The organism is Paenibacillus sp. Lou8.1 (assembly GCF_024213565.1).
GTDB lineage: Bacteria > Bacillota > Bacilli > Paenibacillales > Paenibacillaceae > Paenibacillus > Paenibacillus polymyxa_B.
The window spans coordinates 25,031-42,212 of the sequence record NZ_JANAVN010000005.1; the positions used below are offsets into that span (position 1 = coordinate 25,031).

Here is a 17,182-nt window from a genome sequence, read left to right on the forward strand (position 1 = left end):
TTACTGGTTATGCAGGCAAAACCTAAGTCATGAAAAATCGCGGGACTAAAGTGCCCACCATTTTTCAAGGCTTAGGTTTTTTGTGTGCCTAAATATGTAAAAAGCCCCTTAGAACATGGAGGTGTCCATCATGAGTTATGAAAAACTGGCTAAGGAAATTGTACACCTGGTAGGTGGCGAAAAAAATGTAGTATCGCTCGTTCACTGCGCCACACGCCTGCGTTTTGTGCTAAAAGATGAGGCAAAAGCAGACAAGGGAAAGTTGGAAAAAACCGACGGAATTATCACTGTGAAGCAGAGCGGTGGTCAGTTCCAGGTTGTAGTCGGCAACAAAGTACCAGAGGTATATAATGCAATCGGCAATGTATCCAATATCTTGAATGAAACTGGAAAAGAAGATCATTCAGCTAAAGGCAACAAAGGATTTGGTGCCGTAATCGACGTGATTTCCAGCATTTTTGCACCTTTGCTCGGAGTTATGGCGGGGTCCGGTATTTTGAAAGGTCTGCTGCTGATTGCGAGTAACCTTGGCTGGTTGCTACCGAAAGACACTACCTATATGATTTTGTATGCTGCGGCCGACAGCTTGTTTTATTTCCTCCCTCTCTTGTTAGCGGTTACAACGGCAAGGAAATTTGGAGGTAATATCTTCGTTGCCCTGACCATTGCCGGAGGGTTGCTTTACCCGACCATTGTCACGCTAAAAACGGAAGCTACACCTACGGACTTTTTCGGTATTCCTATTGTTATGATGAGTTATTCATCTACCGTTATTCCGATCATTTTAGCCGTCATCGTCATGAGTAAGCTGGAAAAATGGTGCAATCGAGTGATCCACGAGAGCGTCAAAAACTTTATTACACCTTTGATTCTACTTGTAATTATGCTTCCTCTAACCCTGATCGTGTTTGGTCCAGTCGGGGTGTATGTCGGCAACGCGATCGCTACTGCACTCGTTGCTGCATTTAGCTTTAGTCCATTGCTAGCTGGAGCAATCCTTGGTGCTTGCTGGCAGTTGCTCGTTATTTTCGGTGTTCACTGGGGTCTTGTACCTGTATTCATTAATAATATTGCTGTTAATGGCAGAGACGGAATCAAGCCTTCCGCTGCGGCCTCCATCTTTGCTCAAACCGGTGCTGCGTTCGGTGTTATGCTGAAAACCAAAAATAAGAAGCTGAAAACGCTGGCGGGTTCCGCTACACTTACCGCTTTATTCGGCATCACGGAGCCAGCCGTCTATGGGGTTACGCTGCCGTTGAAACGTCCGTTTATTGCAGGTATTATCGGCGGCGCCGTTGGTGGTGCCATTATCGGTCAAGCGGGAACGCAAGCATTTGCCTCCGGCGCACCTGGATTGTTGACCTTGCCGATCTTTTACGGCCCTGGTGGACAAGGATTCCCGGGATTGATTTTAGGGATTACCGTTTCATTCCTGGTGTCGGCCATCTTGACTTATATTTTAGGTTTTGAAGATCCAGTTGAAGAAGAGGAAACTACTAATAATTCGGCTAAAGAATCGACCTCTACAGTTGTTGTTTCTAATGAAGAGATACTCAGCCCAATTGAAGGAACTGTGGTCGCTTTGTCGGAGGTTCCCGATCCTGCATTTGCTTCGGAAGCTATGGGCAAAGGGATCGCCATCCAACCGACAACGGGCAGAGTCGTGGCCCCGTTCGATGGAACCATCACCGTGGCGTTCAAGAAAAAACATGCGCTTGCAGTTGTTTCGCATCATGGCGCAGAAGTTCTAATTCACGTCGGAGTAGATACGGTCAAGCTGGACGGTAAACATTTTACGTCCCATATCAAAGAAGGCGATCAGGTGAAAGCTGGGGACCTACTGCTTGAGTTTGATGTTGAGCAAATCAGGGCAGAGGGTTATCCTACGATTACGCCAGTTATCATTACGAATTCTTCCGAATATACTGAAGTCCTTCCAATCGCTCAAGGAGAGGTAACGGAGCAGGCCCCACTGTTGAAACTGTCTAGTGCTTTGAATGAGAAAGAAAGCATTGTCTAATGTCTTAAGGACAAGGCTCTGATGATCCATATTCTCGGATCATCAGAGCTTTTTTGTCGTTATTTTATGTAGCTGGTAAGCCCACTTGTAATTGACAATATGTCAATTAAATTAACTTGTATGGGGGTAAAAACTAATCTATAATTTTTTGTAATTATGCAAATTTTCTGAAAACATAGACTAGAAAATCAATGGATTGATCAGGGGGAAATACAAGGAATGTTAGAGCAGTCGGCAGAGGCAGTAAACGGCGTCATTTGGAGCAATCCTGTGGTATATGTCTGTTTGGGTGTGGGACTATTATTTTCGATCATGACTCGATTCCTGCAAATCAGGCATTTCAAAGAGATGATCCGCCTAGTATTTAAAGGGAAAAGTTCCGAGGCAGGTGTATCCTCCTTTCAGGCCTTTACGATGGCACTATCGGGGCGTGTAGGGACGGGGAATATTGCTGGGATTGCTTTGGCGGTTGGTATGGGTGGACCTGGGGCGATATTTTGGATGTGGGTCATGGCCTTTATCGGGTCGGCTACAGCTTTTGTAGAATCCACACTGGCTCAGGTGTATAAGGTAAAGCGCGATGGTCAGTACCGAGGCGGTCCAGCCTTTTATATTGAAAAAGGGACAGGCTTAAAATGGTTTGCCGTCATTTTTGCAGTTACTGCGTTGGTCGCGATGTGTTTACTAATGCCGGGAACTCAATCGAACTCCATTGCTGTAGCTTTTCACAGTTCGTTTGGCATAGATATGAAGGTTTCGGGGATTTTAGTAGTCGTGTTGCTGGCGCTTATCATTTTTGGTGGTGTAAAAAGGATTGCCAATGTGGCTCAGGTTGTCATTCCGTTCATGGCACTCGGTTACATCCTCGTCTCTTTCTACATTATGATGACGAACATTACTGCACTTCCCGATGTATTTTCGCTGATCTTTCGTAGTGCCTTTGGCGTGGATTCTGTGTTCGGCGGTATAGCAGGGACGGCGATTGCTTGGGGTGTAAAGCGGGGGATTTATTCCAACGAAGCCGGACAAGGCTCTGGTGCGCACCCGGCAGCCGCTGCGGAAGTATCTCATCCGGCGAAGCAAGGGCTGGTCCAGGCATTTTCCGTGTATGTAGATACCTTTTTGGTCTGTACGTCCACGGCTTTTATGGTTCTGTTCACAGGTATGTATAACGTGAAGGGACCCGGTGGCGATTTTATTGTGCACAATCTTCCCGGTGTTGAAGAGGGGACCCAGTATACACAGGCTGCTATTGAGTCGGTATTTCCGGGCTTCGGCTCCAGTCTGCTGGCAATTATCTTGTTCTTTTTCGCGTTTACAACCATTATCTCTTATTATTACATCGCAGAAACAAATATGGCCTACCTGGTTGCCGACCGTAAAGCCAAATGGCCTATGTTCGTCCTAAAGCTGGTTATTCTGGGTTCGACGTTTTATGGAACGGTCGTCAAGGAATCAGATCTGGCGTGGACACTGGGGGATATGGGTGTCGGCATTATGCTTTGGGTGAATCTAATCGCCATGATTCTGCTGGCCAAACCTGCTTTCCGCGTGCTCAAGGATTACGAACGGCAGCGAAAGCAAGGGCTAGATCCGGTGTTCGACCCGGAGAAAGCAGGTATTTCAAATACCGAGTACTGGTCAAAGGAATATCAGCCTCCTTCAGATGAGTTGACAATCACCGCCAAACCGAGCAAGCTTCAAGCCTAAATAAGATAGATAAGTAAGATCAAAGGTGGCTCCGCGGGGAGTCATCTTTTTTTCGTTATCTTGCCTTTACATCCCAAGAAGGGTACATATGTTCACTATTTAGTCTATAATTTAGATAGAAGGATTTTGAATAATTCTGCCATGGATATGTGGGGAGGCCACATTTGCATTAGAGAGGTGATTTGAATGAGTACATCCGATTTATCCATAACTGACGACGAGTGGAGCGCTATTGTAGAAAACGACAAGTCATATGATGGGGTATTTTTGTACGCTGTGAAGACAACGGGAATATTTTGTCGCCCCTCCTGCAAATCCCGACCTCCCAAAAGAGAGAACATCCGTATATTTAAAACAGTAGAGCAGGCATTGGTCGAGCATTTCCGTCCATGCAAAAGATGTAAACCGACAGGACAACGATTGCCTGATCATGAATGGATCGCACTGGTTACAGAATACGTGAATTCTAACTATATGAAGGGCTTAACATTGCACATCTTGGCTGAAATAAGCCATGGAAGTCCGTATCATTTACATCGTACCTTCAAGCGGATCATGCATATAACTCCAATGGAATATATACAGCAGACCAGGTTGGAACAAGCGAAGAAGCTGCTCATTTGCTCAGATATATCTGTTGCGGAAGTGGGGGAGAACGTAGGTCTGTGCAATGCACCTTACTTTATTACGTTATTTAAAAAGAATACAGGCTACACCCCATTGCAATATCGCCAACTCAAATTGAAAGCAACACAAAATGGAGGTACACAGCATGGCACAGCAAATAAATAAAACGATCTATTGGTCATTGTTGACACATGAGGATTGGAATTTATATATTGCAGCTACATCGGAAGGACTATGTTATGTAGGTTCGCCCAATCAACCTGTAGAGGAATTGTTTTCATGGGCGGGAAGACGATTTCCCGGCAGTCCTTTAGTTGAAGAGGATGCTGCTTTACAGCCCTATGCCAAGGAGCTGATTGAATATCTCCAAGGGAAGCGCACCCAATTTACATTGCCCTTTGATTTTCATGGGACTGCGTTCCAGATGGCGGTTTGGAATGCATTGTGTGATATTCCGTATGGGGAAACACTATCCTATTCAGACATTGCCAACGCTATTCAAAAGCCAGCCTCTGTTCGTGCGGTGGGGACTGCCATCGGTGCTAATCCGATTTTGGTCACAGTCCCTTGTCATCGGGTCATCGGTAAAAATGGAGCTATGACCGGATATCGTGGTGGTTTGGACATGAAGGTGAAGCTTTTGCAGCTCGAAAAGGAAAGTGTGGCATCGGTTCAGTATGAAAAATGAGTATTACAAATCCCCCAAGACTCTTTTGAATAAAGGGACCGGCTTCTTGTCAGGATATACACATTCGTTGAACCCGTATACAGGTTGTACCTTTGGTTGCTCGTATTGCTATGTACGCCAATTGCCAGTCTCCACATTTCGGAAGGAAGCGTGGGGGACATGGGTTGATATTAAAAATCAGGCGGCAGATATTCTTCGCAAGGAGCTTCGTAGAGCCAAATCCAAAGGTAAAGTCACGATTTTCATGTCGTCAAGCACAGATCCTTATCAGCCTGCCGAGTATAAGGAAGAGGTGACCCGTTCTCTGCTGGAGGTGATGGTGGAGGATCCCCCGGATTTTCTCTTTTTACAGACGCGCAGTCCACTGGTACGGCGGGATACTGATTTACTGCTCCGATTGGGGGATCGTGTTCGTGTGAGTATGACTGTAGAAACAGACCGAGAAGATATACGCAAACATTTTACCCCGGAGGCTCCTCCCATCCAGGCTCGTCTCCAAACGCTACATCTCTTAAAGGAGGCAGGTGTACCTACGCAAGCTACGATTGCTCCGATGCTTCCAAGCAGTGAACATTTTGCAGACAAGCTTTTGCCTCTGGTCAACCGTGTCTGTATTGATGATTATTTTATGGGAGATGGCAGTGGGGGGAGACGAACGCGTAGCTTGAAAATGGGTGTGCTGTACGAGTCATTGGGGCTGGAAGAATGGTATCATCCTGCTGCCTATAAGGCGGTTTATGAGCGTTTTCTTCATGTTTTTCCGAAGGAACAGCTCTACGTGAGCAAAGAAGGTTTCGAACCTTGATGTAAAAGCAGTCCATGCCATTGAATCAAGAGTGAACCATATAAGGGGGCAGCGGGAGAACGAATGCAAACCGTAATGACCAAAAACTTTGACTATGGGGAAAAGGAAATCAATTATCTAAAAAACGTAGACACCGTACTTGGTGCAGCGATGACGCAAATGGGCAAGGTAGAACGTGTGATCATTCCCGATCTGTTTGCGGCGCTCGTTCATGCGATTGTGGGACAGCTTATATCGGCCAAGGCGGTTCAGACCATATGGGCAAGGATGCAGGAGAAGTTAGGCGTGATCACTCCACAAAATATAGCTGTTCAGTCGGCTTTAGATATTCAAAGCTGTGGCATCACCATGAAAAAGGCCACATGTATTCTTAATATAGCCCAAACGATCGAGCAGGGCCTGTTGGATTTACAGGAATTATATGAGCTTTCCGATGCACAGGTGATTCAGAAATTGTCCTCGCTGCAAGGAATAGGACCTTGGACGGCTGAAATGATGCTGATTAATTGCATGGAGCGTCCAGATGTCGTCAGTTGGGGCGATATGGCTATTCGACGGGGAATGATGAAGCTGTACCATTTAGATACCTTGACCAAGCAGCAATTTGAGGAGTACCGCCGAGTCTATTCGCCTTATGGTTCGGTGGCCTCCATTTATTTGTGGAGTATTTCATTTCGTTAAGAATCAGGGAGTGGAAATGATGGAGAAAACAATTAGAGAACAGATACTGTCATATGTGGATGCAGATTTTCAGAAATTTACGGCTGCATTGCTTCCGACGATTAATAATGTGCTGGGTGTACGTCTGCCAGTGCTGCGTAAGCTTGCTCAAGATATTGCCAAAGGGGATTGGCGCCTCTACCTGGAGACCGCTGAAAGTGAACACTTCGAAGAAGTAATGCTGCAAGGTATGGTGATTGGTTCTGTAAAAACGGATATAGAGGAAGTTTTGAGTTATACCGCCAAGTTTGTTCCTAAAATTGATAATTGGTCCGTATGTGATAGTTTCTGTGCCGGATTGAAAATCACGAAACATCATAAAGAACGGGTGTGGGAGTTTATTCAGCCCTATCTATTCTCCAAGAAAGAATATGAAATTCGGTTTGGTGTGGTTATGCTTCTTAATTTTTATATTGAGGAACAGTATATGAAGCGGGTGTTTACTTTACTGGATCAGACCCATCGCGAGGATTATTATGTACAAATGGCGGTAGCATGGGCGATATCGATCTGTTATATCAAGCTACCTGAGGTAACCATGGCGTATTTAAATCATAATACATTAGATGATTTTACCTTCAACAAAGCACTGCAAAAAATCACGGAATCATATCGGGTGGATCAGGCCACAAAAACGACCATCCGCAGTATGAAGCGAAAAAGAAAATAGGATCGGCTCCCACCTGTAAGTGTTATACTGAAAAAAAATGCGTGTATGAAAACGACAGGAGGGGAGTCAGTGAATTCGATCCCGCTGGGAGTACTTGTTGTGGATGATGAAACTAGACAGCGTCGAGGTCTGGCTGCCATGGTCAGGGATCTACGTCCCGAATACGAGGTATGGGAAGCCAAGAACGGGAAAGATGCTCTGACCATTTCGTTATCCAAACCGATCCAAATCGTTTTTACAGATATTCAAATGCCGATCATGAATGGACTTGAATATCTTCAACAATTGAGAACATTCGGTCAGCATGAGACTAAAGTTATTTTAGTGACAGTCTACCAGGAATTTAGCTATGCACAGCAGGCGGTAAGGTATGGGGCGAATGATTATTTGGTGAAACCGGTGCAATCACAGCAACTCATTGAAGTGATTCAACATATGGAGAAGATCATTGTAGAGGAACAGGAAACACTGAGTGGGAACCAAACAGCGTTGAATCAGATTGAGCAGAGTATGCCTGCATTTGTGGAGCATTTGTTTAGCAGATGTGTGACAGATAAATTACAGCCTAACGAGAAAAGCCTATTAAAGAGTCACTTTGGATGGCAGGGGGTAGGAGAAGTTCTCGCGTTGGGAGCATCCATAGCCCACCCGGAGGATATACATATGTGGGATTCTCAGCTCCGTAATACGGTTGTTGAAATATTGCGGCCTTGGGCGTCTTCTATCGTGTTTCCACTTGAAACCCATAAAGACCATGTGGTTGCAGTGGTGAATTGGAAGGATAGGGCTGAAGGCAAGGAGGCCAAAAGAACACTTCAAGCTGGGCTGAAAAATTTGGAGCAACAGCAAGCGATTTCAATCTGGTTTGCTTGGGGTCAGCCTTTTAATTTTGATGAAATGCAAATAAGCCAATCTCACGAAAAGGCCGTCAGCCTAATCTCCATGCGCTTTTATACACCTCACATCAGATGTCTGAACCTTGTCATTTCAGAAGATGAGCAGCCAGTACAAGAAATGAGCGCATACGAACAAATGGCCTTTTTTAAATTTATTGAAAGCGCTATCTCTAATGGAGAGTCAGATCAGCTATTGGATCGGGTGCAGAATTTCATTGGACAAATGACGCAAGGGTATCCTGCACCTGAAGCGCTTAAAGCAAAATTGGTACACCTTCTGTTGGTTAGTTTACAACGGATTAATATAGGGTGGAGTGAGGAAGTCTACTCACGTTTCTCGGAACGTTTGAACAAAGCTGTCGAAGAGGCTACCTGTCTTCGGAATCTTGAGGATGGTGTTGCAACATGGTTAAAAGAGCTGATTCTTGAGCTTCATAACGGCTCCAAAGGCGATCCCATTATGAGAAAGTGCAAGGAATTTCTAGATGCACATCTACATGAAGACCTTAGTCTGGAGATCGTGGCCCGGCGCTTCCACTATAATGCGTCCTATTTTAGCATTCTGTTCAAAAATTATTTTGGGCTCTCGTTCACGGAATATATGGTGAAGCTCAGAATGCAAAAGGCTCAGCACTTACTGCTGCATACAGACGCCAAGGTCGCAGAAATTAGCAGACAAGTTGGTTATAAAGATATCAAATACTTTTTTAAAGTGTTCAAAAAAAACGTATTGCACACACCGGAAGAATTCCGTAGGAAATTCAACTGATTGTTAGGTGAAAGGAAGATACGATGCGCCAAGTTAAATATATGTATCAAAAATTTTTGGACAGTAGCTTTCGTACGAAATTGATGCTGTCCTATTTTTTGTTGTCTGGTTTTATCGTTTTGCTCCTAGGTTTCGTTTACTTTGAAACGAGCGCACGGAATATCACTACAAATGTAACAGATAGCGTTACAAGCGTTCTGCGTAGTAATAACCAGTTGCTGGATAACAAGCTGACAGCTATTCAAAAAACCGTAGATATGATTCCAATCGATCATGACCTTCTTCAAACTATTACGAACGTGGATACTTCGGATTCTTCATCACTGTTACGAGCTGATCGCAGCATTACAAAAATTTTGTACAGATATTTTGGCAATATGGAGGAAGTATACGCTTCCCAAATTATTACACAAAATTATGCATATGGAAGCACTGATCGGATGTATATTCCTGTTCAGCCGTTCTATTCTTCTCCGTTGGCAACAACGGCGGTGGAAGCAGAGGGGGCTACCCAATGGATTCCCGCTTATTCGTATGCCGATACATTCCATCAGCAGGATTTAAAACGAGGCTCTTATGAGTTTAGTTCTTTATTTGCTGTAGTAAAGCAGCTCCATTTGACTGCATTAGATGATGCAGGAACCTTCCATACGCTTCCGGAGGGAAAGGAAAAACCTATACTTATATTGAATTTTCGTCCTGACTTGTTAAAAGGGGGTTTTGAAGATTACGCAGCCCGTAGCGGATTTGCACATCTATCCTATGGCATGATTCATGATAAAAACGGGATGGTCATGAGTTCAGATAGACAGCAACAAGTAGGGGAACCCGTGGCGGATTGGCTTAAGGATGCCATTACTTCGGAACAAGGGATGAAAATGGTAAACGTTAAAGGTCAAAGCATATTACTGGTTTACGAAGCCATGAAGACGACGGGCTGGGTATCTTATATAGCCATACCTATGGAAGATGTATTGGGACATCTGTCAACGATTCGCACCTACACGGTGTTTTTTTTAGGTTTTATGATGCTCGTTGCTGTTATTCTTGCTTATTTACTGTCTGTTTATATCAGTAAGCCCATCACGGATATGAAACAGGCGATGAAAGTAATGGAGAAGGGACATTTTGATATTCGAATTCCTGTACGTGGCTATGATGAATTGGGAGATCTGGTGATTCGATTTAATCAAATGAATGAAAAAATTAAAGATTTAATTGAGGAAAATTACAAGTCACGTCTACGAGCCAAAGAGTCGGAGTTAATGGCACTTAATTTACAGCTTAACCCCCATTTTTTGTATAACACCTTAACGACCATGTATTGGATCGCGTTAGAACATCAACAGCAGGAGCTGGGCCAATTGATCATTAGTCTGGCGGAAATGCTGCAAATTACTACTCGAAACAAAAACGATACATGGAGCTTGGAAACCGATCGGAATTGGCTGGAAAAATACATTTATATTATGCAGAATCGCTTTGAGGACAAGTTCAAGGTGGAATATGATATTGATCCCATTTTGCTTCAGATGGAAGTTCCCAAACTTTTCTTGCAGCCTTTTGTGGAGAATTCAATTATTCACGGCTTCGCGGAAATGGAATCAGGAGGTCTGATTAGAATCACAGCCTGGATTGAGAAGCAATTGGTGTGTTTTAAAGTGGAGGATAACGGATTAGGAATTCAAGAAGATCATATACGCCGAATTCAAGCTGGAGAAATCAGATCAACGGGCATTAAAAATGTAGACAGAAGAGTACGGCTATTATATGGAATGGAATATGGCGTTACGCTCCACTCGCCAGCAGGTAAGGGGGCATTCGTCCTGATTCGCATCAGGGAAATTCATAGATCTAATCAAATGACACCAATCCAATGAGAGTACGACTTTTAAAAATGTAAGCGTTTGCTAAAATGAATTTAGTGACGAAGCAACAAACGAAAAGATAAAAAAATAATCCGGTTTGGGGGCGTTACTCATGTTAAAACGAAAATTATGGATCGTCTGCATGTGCTTGATCGTTGGGCTTATGTCAGCCTGTAGTTCAAATGAGAGCAGCAGCAAACCAGTTGATTTGCAGGGTCACGAGCAAGTGACACTGACCTATGCCAGTTGGGGTAGCACCAATGAAAAGAAGGTTCAGCAGGAAATCGCTAAAAAATTTACAGAGAAATATCCGTGGATCAAAATCAACTATATGCATATCCCCGGAGATTACGTTACCAAATTAACGACGATGTTTGCTGCCAATCAGGCACCTGATGTATTTCCCATTTATAAAGCACAGGCTCTGCAATGGGCTGAACAAGGCAAACTATATAATTTAAATGAATTTTTGAAGGAGGATAAGGAGCTAACGAAGGAAAGTCTTATTCCTAATTCAGTCATCTATTGGGATAAGGACAAAGTGGCAGGGGTCAAGGTAACTGAGGAAGCTTTCGCCCTCTATTACAATAAAGATTTGTTTGATGAGGCTGGTGTTGCTTTGCCACCAGTAAAGGCTGAAGAGGCTTGGACATGGGAGCAGTTTTTAGAGACAGCACAAAAGCTCACCATTGATAAAGCGGGAAATAATGCGCTCAGCCCCAATTTCGATGCAAGTAACATTAAACAGTATGGAGTTCGGTTTGATACATGGATGTGGCATTTGCTTGTGCCTTCCAATAACGCAAGTGTCATTTCAGACAAAGGGGACTCGCTTAATCTTGAGAGCCCTGATGTGATTGAAGCTGTTCAGAAAATGGCTGATCTGATCAATGTTTATCATGTGGCACCGTCGCCGACGCAGTCCAAAAATATACCTTCCCCGGCCGTAGCACTGCAAAGTAAACGTGTAGCGATGGATCTGGATGGACAGTGGGTTCAATTGGATCTTGGAGAATCGAAGGTGAATTTTGGTGTAGGCGTGTTACCTAAACTGAAGAGCAGCAAAACGATCCTGTTTGGCGAACCGGAAGTGATTTCTGCCAAAACCAAACATCCTAAAGAAGCATGGATGTTTTATAAATTCTTGCTGGATGCTGAAAGCGGACTTGACATGCATTCCAGCGGATTGTGGATGCCTGTCATGAAAAAGTGGTACACCGAACCAGACTTGATTAGCAAATGGGCCGATGTCAAACCAGGTCATGCCGATGGTTACCGTGATGCTGTCATGAACCAAACGCTGCATAACGGTGTTAATTCTTACGACTATTATCTGAAAAACTCGGAAAAAATCAATGCCATCATTAACCCGGCGCTGGATCAGGTATGGCTAGGCAAGAAAACGGTGGAGCAAGCATTTAGGGAGGTTTCCGCAAAGGCCAACGCGGAATTTAAGGGGACGTATCCAAAAGAATAGGGTGAGTGTTTTGACAGAAAGAGAGGGATAGAATGCAATCATTATCTTCTATTCGTAAGAAGGAAAATGGGTTGGGGTGGCTTTTTGCCGCCCCTGCTATTCTCGGCTTTGTCATTTTTGTTCTGGGACCGATGATCGCTAGTCTCTGGTTCAGTCTTACCGATTACAAGGTTGCTTCACAAGCCCATTTTATCGGTCTGGATAATTACGTCCACTTATTTGACGGTACGGATCAATTTTTTTATAAATCACTCGGGGTTACGTTTTATTATGTGTTTCTAAGTGTGCCCCTGCAAATTATTGTAGCTTTCTTTTTAGCGATATTACTTAATCAAAAGGTAAAAGGTCTGGCTTTTTTCAGGACTGTTTTTTATCTCCCTACCATTGTGCCACTCATAGCATCGTCTATGATCTGGATGTGGCTGTTTGATCCGGATCTTGGCTTGCTAAATGTGGTGCTGCGTGCGCTGCATTTGCCCGAAAGTCAGTGGATCTATAGCGAAGGGTCGGTAGTTCCTACTCTGGTTTTAATGAGTTTGTGGACCGTTGGAGGAACCATGATTATTTTTCTGGCAGGCCTGCAAGATATACCTAGACATTATTATGAAGCCATTGAAATTGACGGTGGAAATGTTCTTCATAAGCTTATGTATATTACAATTCCATTGACATCGCCCACTATTTTTTTTAATACGATTATGGGCTTCATCGGTGGGTTTCAAGTGTTTGTTCAGCCTTACGTCATGACTCAGGGCGGACCCAATAACTCCAGCTTGTTTTATACCTTTTATTTGTTCCGCGAGGCATTTACCTTTTCGAATATGGGTCATGCCTGTGCTATTGCTTGGGTGCTCTTTATTGTCGTTTTGGTATTCACTGCCTTTCTGTTCAAGACAGCCCGAAAATGGGTGTATTACGAAGGCGGGGGGGCATGAAGATGAAAAAACACGGTTGGAGTGGGAGCAGGGTGTTACTCTACACAGTTCTCATAGTGGGCTCCCTGTTTTGTATGTTTCCTTTTTATTGGCTGGTGCGAAGCTCCATGATGGATTTAAGTCAGATTTTTTTGATCCCGCCGAAATGGATTCCAGAGCCTTTTGTACTCGAGAATTTTTTACAGCCGTTTGAAGAGTTATCGTTTGGACGCTATTTTGTGAATACATTTATCGTCGTTGCGGGTACTTTGGCGGGTGTACTTCTGTCGAGTACCATTTCTGCCTATAGCTTTGCGCGAATGAGATGGAAGGGAAGAGATAAGGTATTTGCTCTATTATTAAGCAGCATGATGCTGCCGTTTGCAGTCACACTGATTCCGTCATTTATTGGTTGGCAGGCATTAGGCATGGTTAATTCGTACGTTCCATTGGTATTACCTTCGTTTTTTGGTGGCGGCGTTTTTAATATTTTTTTGCTAAGACAATTTTACATGACTCTACCGCGAGAACTGGATGAAGCTGTATTTGTGGATGGAGGCAATCATTTTACGATTTTTACCCGTATTATTTTGCCTTTGTCGAGGTCAGCGATTTTGGTCATTGGATTGTTTACATTTTTGAACACATGGAATGATTTTATGGGACCGCTGGTTTACCTTAATGATGAGAGCAAATTTACGTTGGCGATTGGGCTACAGCAGTTTCAGGGAATATATTCGGCTCAATGGGGCGTTTTGATGGCCGCATCTTTAATTGTAGTCTTGCCTGCTATTATTCTGTTTGCCATAGGACAGAAGTATTTTATGGAAGGGATTGCCTTGACGGGGATTAAAGGATGAGGACAACTGCCAGGTATGCACTTTGCTTTTTTTGGAATCTAATAATAAAATGGAAGTAACTTTCGAAAAGGAGATGACGTGAATTGGCAGAGCAAGTGCGTCTTGGTAAAACAGATTTATATGTAAAACCAATCGGTTTGGGTGCAAATAAAGTGGGAGGACATAATCTCTTTTCCGATTTGAATGATGAAACGGGCAAAGAAGTCGTTCGCACAGCTTTGGATAACGGCATCAATTTTCTGGATACGGCTTTTATTTATGGACCTGAGCACTCGGAACGGTTGATTGGTGAGGTATTGAAAGAGCGTGGTCAGCGTGATAAAGCTGTTATTGCCACGAAGGGTGCACACAAATTCGTAAACGGAGAGGTCGTTTTTGACAACTCGCCTGCTTTTTTGCGTGAATCCGTCGAATCCAGTCTGAAAAGATTGCAGACCGATTATATCGATCTGTTTTATATCCATTTCCCGGACGAAGCTACACCGAAGGCAGAAGCAGTCGGAGAACTGAAGAAGCTCAAGGACGAAGGCAAAATCAAGGCCATTGGTGTATCTAACTTTTCCATTGAACAACTTAAGGATGCGAATAGTGACGGTTATGTAGATGTGCTTCAATCCCAATATAATTTGTTTCAACGGGAAGCTGAGAAGGATCTGCTGCCTTATACCAAGGGAAATGGTATTTCGTTTGTGCCTTATTTCCCGCTAGCTTCGGGATTGCTGGGGGGTAAGTATACGAAAGACATGACCTTCTCGGACATCAGAGCGAAAAATCCATTGTTTCAGGGTGATGCATTTGCTCGTAATTTGGACAAAGTGGAGCAGGTACGGGAGATTGCCAATGCGTTGAATGCAGAGGTTGCTCATGTTGTGCTCGCATGGTATTTGACCCGTGATTCGATTGATGCCCTCATTCCAGGGGCGAAGGGGCCGGAGCAGGTACTGGCGAATCTGAAAACGCTAAATGTCCAATTGAGTCAGGCTGATATCGAAAAGATTGACCATATTTTCAAATAATGAGTGCACCTTATATTTGCAATTATATATTTGTTCCATCTAGAGAAGCTGCCGGACGGGCGGCTTCTTTTTCGTGTACAACTCGCATATCCTTGTAGGGTAAGTTCAACGCTGCGGGGGGATCGGATGATGAGAAGACCGCAATGGCACAGCGCACCCAACAGAAGGCGACGCGGCAGACGTAGGTTTTTTTTTATTGTGGCACTGGCGCTGCTGGTAGGGATCATACAGATGGCTGCTTATGTGGAGCAGCATTTGAAGCCGCCCATGATGCACCTGGCAAAAGTGCGGGTTAAACAAATGGCGACGGAGGCTATTAATTCAGCAATTACAGCACAGGTAGAGCAGGGGAAGACGGCTGATAATCTGATCGAATGGAGAACGGATGCACAAGGAAGAACCTCCGGTTTTGTCCTGAATTATGCGGAGCATATGAGAATTACGTCAGACACGCTCAAAGCAGTCAAAGCAACGATGGACAGCATGAGCCATTTTGATGAGAGTGTTCCGATTGGTCAGGCATTGGGCAGTCCACTGTTGGCAGCTTATGGACCAACGGTCCCCCTAAAGGTGGAGCCGCATGGAGCAATCAAAGTGGATTTAAATACCCGTCAACAGGATGCGGGCATAAACATGATCTTGGTGGAAGTGTACATTCGGATTACGACGGAAGTGTCCGTGGTTATACCGTTTGAGATGCAACCTCAGATTGTGGAGACGGAAATTCCGGTTTCTTATTTGCTGGTGGTAGGCAACGTTCCGATGTACTACTATGACAATCAGGGTAAACCAGTGGGTAAAAATGGTGCAGCCGCTCCGCAGTTGGCGTTGCCTCCCCATTCCATAGAGAGTAGCGGCGCTATAGATCCCAGCATAGAAAGTGTTCCAGAGGCACAGGAAAACCAAAACACCTCTAGCCAGTCCCCAACGCCATAGAGCGGAGGGGACTGACGTGAGCTGCCTAGGAAAAACAAAAGGGCCCCTATGAGGAGGTCCCTTTTGTTTTTCCTGTTTTGAGCGCTTTGCGTTCGGACTGCTCCCACTGTCTTAATAACGGATACGGGTCAAAGGACCAATCTGCCCAACCATTGTCCCGATATATACCATAGTGCAGATGCGGTGGAAACTTGCCTTGGGTACCGGGTTTTCCATAGCCCGAGCTTCCGACCCAGCCAACCGTCTGGCCGGGTGTAACGATGTCTCCGTTGTGAACGGTTTTGTCAAAGCCGGAAAGATGCGCATAGTAGTGATAGCGGTTGTTGAGATCTCGGATTCCGATTCGCCATCCGCCGAAGGGATTCCAGCCCTTCATTTCAACTACACCGTAGCAGGTACTGCGAACTGGAACTCCATAGCCAGCAAACAGATCAGTTCCTTCATGTATCCGGTAGCCGCCCCAGCTGCGACGGCTTCCCCATGTGCTGCGGTAGCTATAAATGCTGCCTAAAGGAAGGGGGAAAGCTTGACTGACCAGATCCAGCTTGCCATACGTTCGATACAGCTTAGCAAACTGCTGAACTCTTTGAACTGCGCGGCTGTTATGGTAATATTCCCAAACGGCAATACCAAATTCATCCTCGTTGTTTCCATACTTTCCGAGATAAGATGCGATGCTGAACAGCAGATCCTTGTCATTATTACGGTCAGCGATTCCATCACCCGAACCGTCTTGTCCCAGCCCGGAAAATAGTTCAATGGAACGCGGATTTTGATCCTCCGAATCAGGGTTCATCATGCCGGACCAGACTGGTCCCGTGATGAAAATACCTATGATTCGTTCCGCATGCTTCCGATCCTTGGGATGGGCCACCGTAAGTGTGCGTTCATACTGGTCGATGGCGGCCAGTCTGTACCAAGGAACTCCAGTCAGGGCTTCGATGGAATGATATAAAGCCAGTCTGGACGTATACGACGAAGACTGAGCATGTGAAGCATCTACATTTGCGGTCAGGCTGCTTCTGGCGGACGAGGACTGTAAGTGATTGGCAAAGGCATGGGCAGGAAGCGGACAGGCCGTTGTCAGTGTAGTAGCACATAACAGCAGCGATAACAAACGAACAGCTCGGGCTGTCCGCGTAGGGTAAGGCACGTGAACCGACCTCCTATAGAAGGGCTTGATCGCCCAATAAATTCTAGGCCCGT

Annotated in this window: 15 protein-coding genes; 14 read left to right on the forward strand and 1 reads right to left on the reverse strand. The window is 44.8% G+C overall.

The genetic code is table 11. From position 1 onward, the window contains the following. Positions 1 to 130 precede the first annotated feature (130 nt). The 14 genes from NLX78_RS08280 to yunB all read left to right on the forward strand — a co-directional run bounded on the left by NLX78_RS08280 (position 131) and on the right by yunB (position 15,976). On the forward strand, positions 131 to 2,020 hold the full coding sequence (locus NLX78_RS08280; protein WP_254350131.1) for a beta-glucoside-specific PTS transporter subunit IIABC: 1,890 nt from the start codon (positions 131 to 133) through the stop codon (positions 2,018 to 2,020). 219 nt (positions 2,021 to 2,239) lie between these two features. Beyond that, positions 2,240 to 3,730, forward strand: a complete 1,491-nt coding sequence (locus NLX78_RS08285; protein WP_254350132.1) for an alanine/glycine:cation symporter family protein — start codon at positions 2,240 to 2,242, stop codon at positions 3,728 to 3,730. Positions 3,731 to 3,916: 186 nt separating this feature from the next. Further along, a complete protein-coding gene (locus tag NLX78_RS08290) occupies positions 3,917 to 4,522 on the forward strand; it encodes a bifunctional transcriptional activator/DNA repair enzyme AdaA (RefSeq protein ID WP_254350133.1) in 606 nt (201 codons plus the stop codon). Then, positions 4,503 to 5,045, forward strand: a complete 543-nt coding sequence (locus NLX78_RS08295) for a methylated-DNA--[protein]-cysteine S-methyltransferase (protein WP_254350134.1) — start codon at positions 4,503 to 4,505, stop codon at positions 5,043 to 5,045. The genes NLX78_RS08290 and NLX78_RS08295 overlap by 20 nt, the downstream gene beginning before the upstream one ends. After that, positions 5,035 to 5,850: an SPL family radical SAM protein gene (locus NLX78_RS08300; protein ID WP_250260453.1), complete on the forward strand. Its 816-nt coding sequence runs from the start codon at positions 5,035 to 5,037 to the stop codon at positions 5,848 to 5,850. The genes NLX78_RS08295 and NLX78_RS08300 overlap by 11 nt, the downstream gene beginning before the upstream one ends. A gap of 63 nt (positions 5,851 to 5,913) precedes the next feature. Next, positions 5,914 to 6,531: a DNA-3-methyladenine glycosylase family protein gene (locus tag NLX78_RS08305; RefSeq protein ID WP_069290353.1), complete on the forward strand. Its 618-nt coding sequence runs from the start codon at positions 5,914 to 5,916 to the stop codon at positions 6,529 to 6,531. A gap of 19 nt (positions 6,532 to 6,550) precedes the next feature. Then, on the forward strand, positions 6,551 to 7,240 hold the full coding sequence (locus tag NLX78_RS08310) for a DNA alkylation repair protein (RefSeq protein ID WP_235308404.1): 690 nt from the start codon (positions 6,551 to 6,553) through the stop codon (positions 7,238 to 7,240). A gap of 69 nt (positions 7,241 to 7,309) precedes the next feature. After that, the gene (locus tag NLX78_RS08315) at positions 7,310 to 8,905 is read left to right on the forward strand and encodes a response regulator transcription factor (protein ID WP_254350135.1); all 1,596 of its coding nucleotides are present in this window, start codon (positions 7,310 to 7,312) and stop codon (positions 8,903 to 8,905) included. Positions 8,906 to 8,928: 23 nt separating this feature from the next. Further along, positions 8,929 to 10,785 carry a histidine kinase gene (locus NLX78_RS08320; protein WP_483311674.1) on the forward strand — a complete coding sequence of 619 codons (1,857 nt, stop codon included), beginning with the start codon at positions 8,929 to 8,931 and terminating at the stop codon, positions 10,783 to 10,785. Positions 10,786 to 10,885: 100 nt separating this feature from the next. Next, positions 10,886 to 12,250 carry an ABC transporter substrate-binding protein gene (locus tag NLX78_RS08325; protein WP_061829872.1) on the forward strand — a complete coding sequence of 455 codons (1,365 nt, stop codon included), beginning with the start codon at positions 10,886 to 10,888 and terminating at the stop codon, positions 12,248 to 12,250. A 32-nt stretch (positions 12,251 to 12,282) separates the two neighbouring features. After that, positions 12,283 to 13,185 (forward strand): carbohydrate ABC transporter permease, encoded by a 903-nt coding sequence (locus NLX78_RS08330; protein ID WP_254350137.1) that lies wholly within the window; start codon positions 12,283 to 12,285, stop codon positions 13,183 to 13,185. 2 nt (positions 13,186 to 13,187) lie between these two features. Further along, positions 13,188 to 14,024, forward strand: coding sequence for a carbohydrate ABC transporter permease (locus NLX78_RS08335; protein WP_254329259.1), 837 nt, complete (start codon positions 13,188 to 13,190; stop codon positions 14,022 to 14,024). 83 nt (positions 14,025 to 14,107) lie between these two features. Next, complete coding sequence (locus tag NLX78_RS08340; protein WP_254350138.1) at positions 14,108 to 15,040, forward strand: aldo/keto reductase; 933 nt, start codon at positions 14,108 to 14,110, stop codon at positions 15,038 to 15,040. A 129-nt stretch (positions 15,041 to 15,169) separates the two neighbouring features. Beyond that, complete coding sequence (gene yunB / locus NLX78_RS08345; RefSeq protein ID WP_416145790.1) at positions 15,170 to 15,976, forward strand: sporulation protein YunB; 807 nt, start codon at positions 15,170 to 15,172, stop codon at positions 15,974 to 15,976. Positions 15,977 to 16,022: 46 nt separating this feature from the next. Here the strand turns inward: yunB and NLX78_RS08350 are convergent, their stop codons facing one another. Next, positions 16,023 to 17,129, reverse strand: a complete 1,107-nt coding sequence (locus tag NLX78_RS08350; protein WP_254350140.1) for a M23 family metallopeptidase — start codon at positions 17,127 to 17,129, stop codon at positions 16,023 to 16,025. Between the last annotated feature and the right edge of the window lie 53 nt (positions 17,130 to 17,182).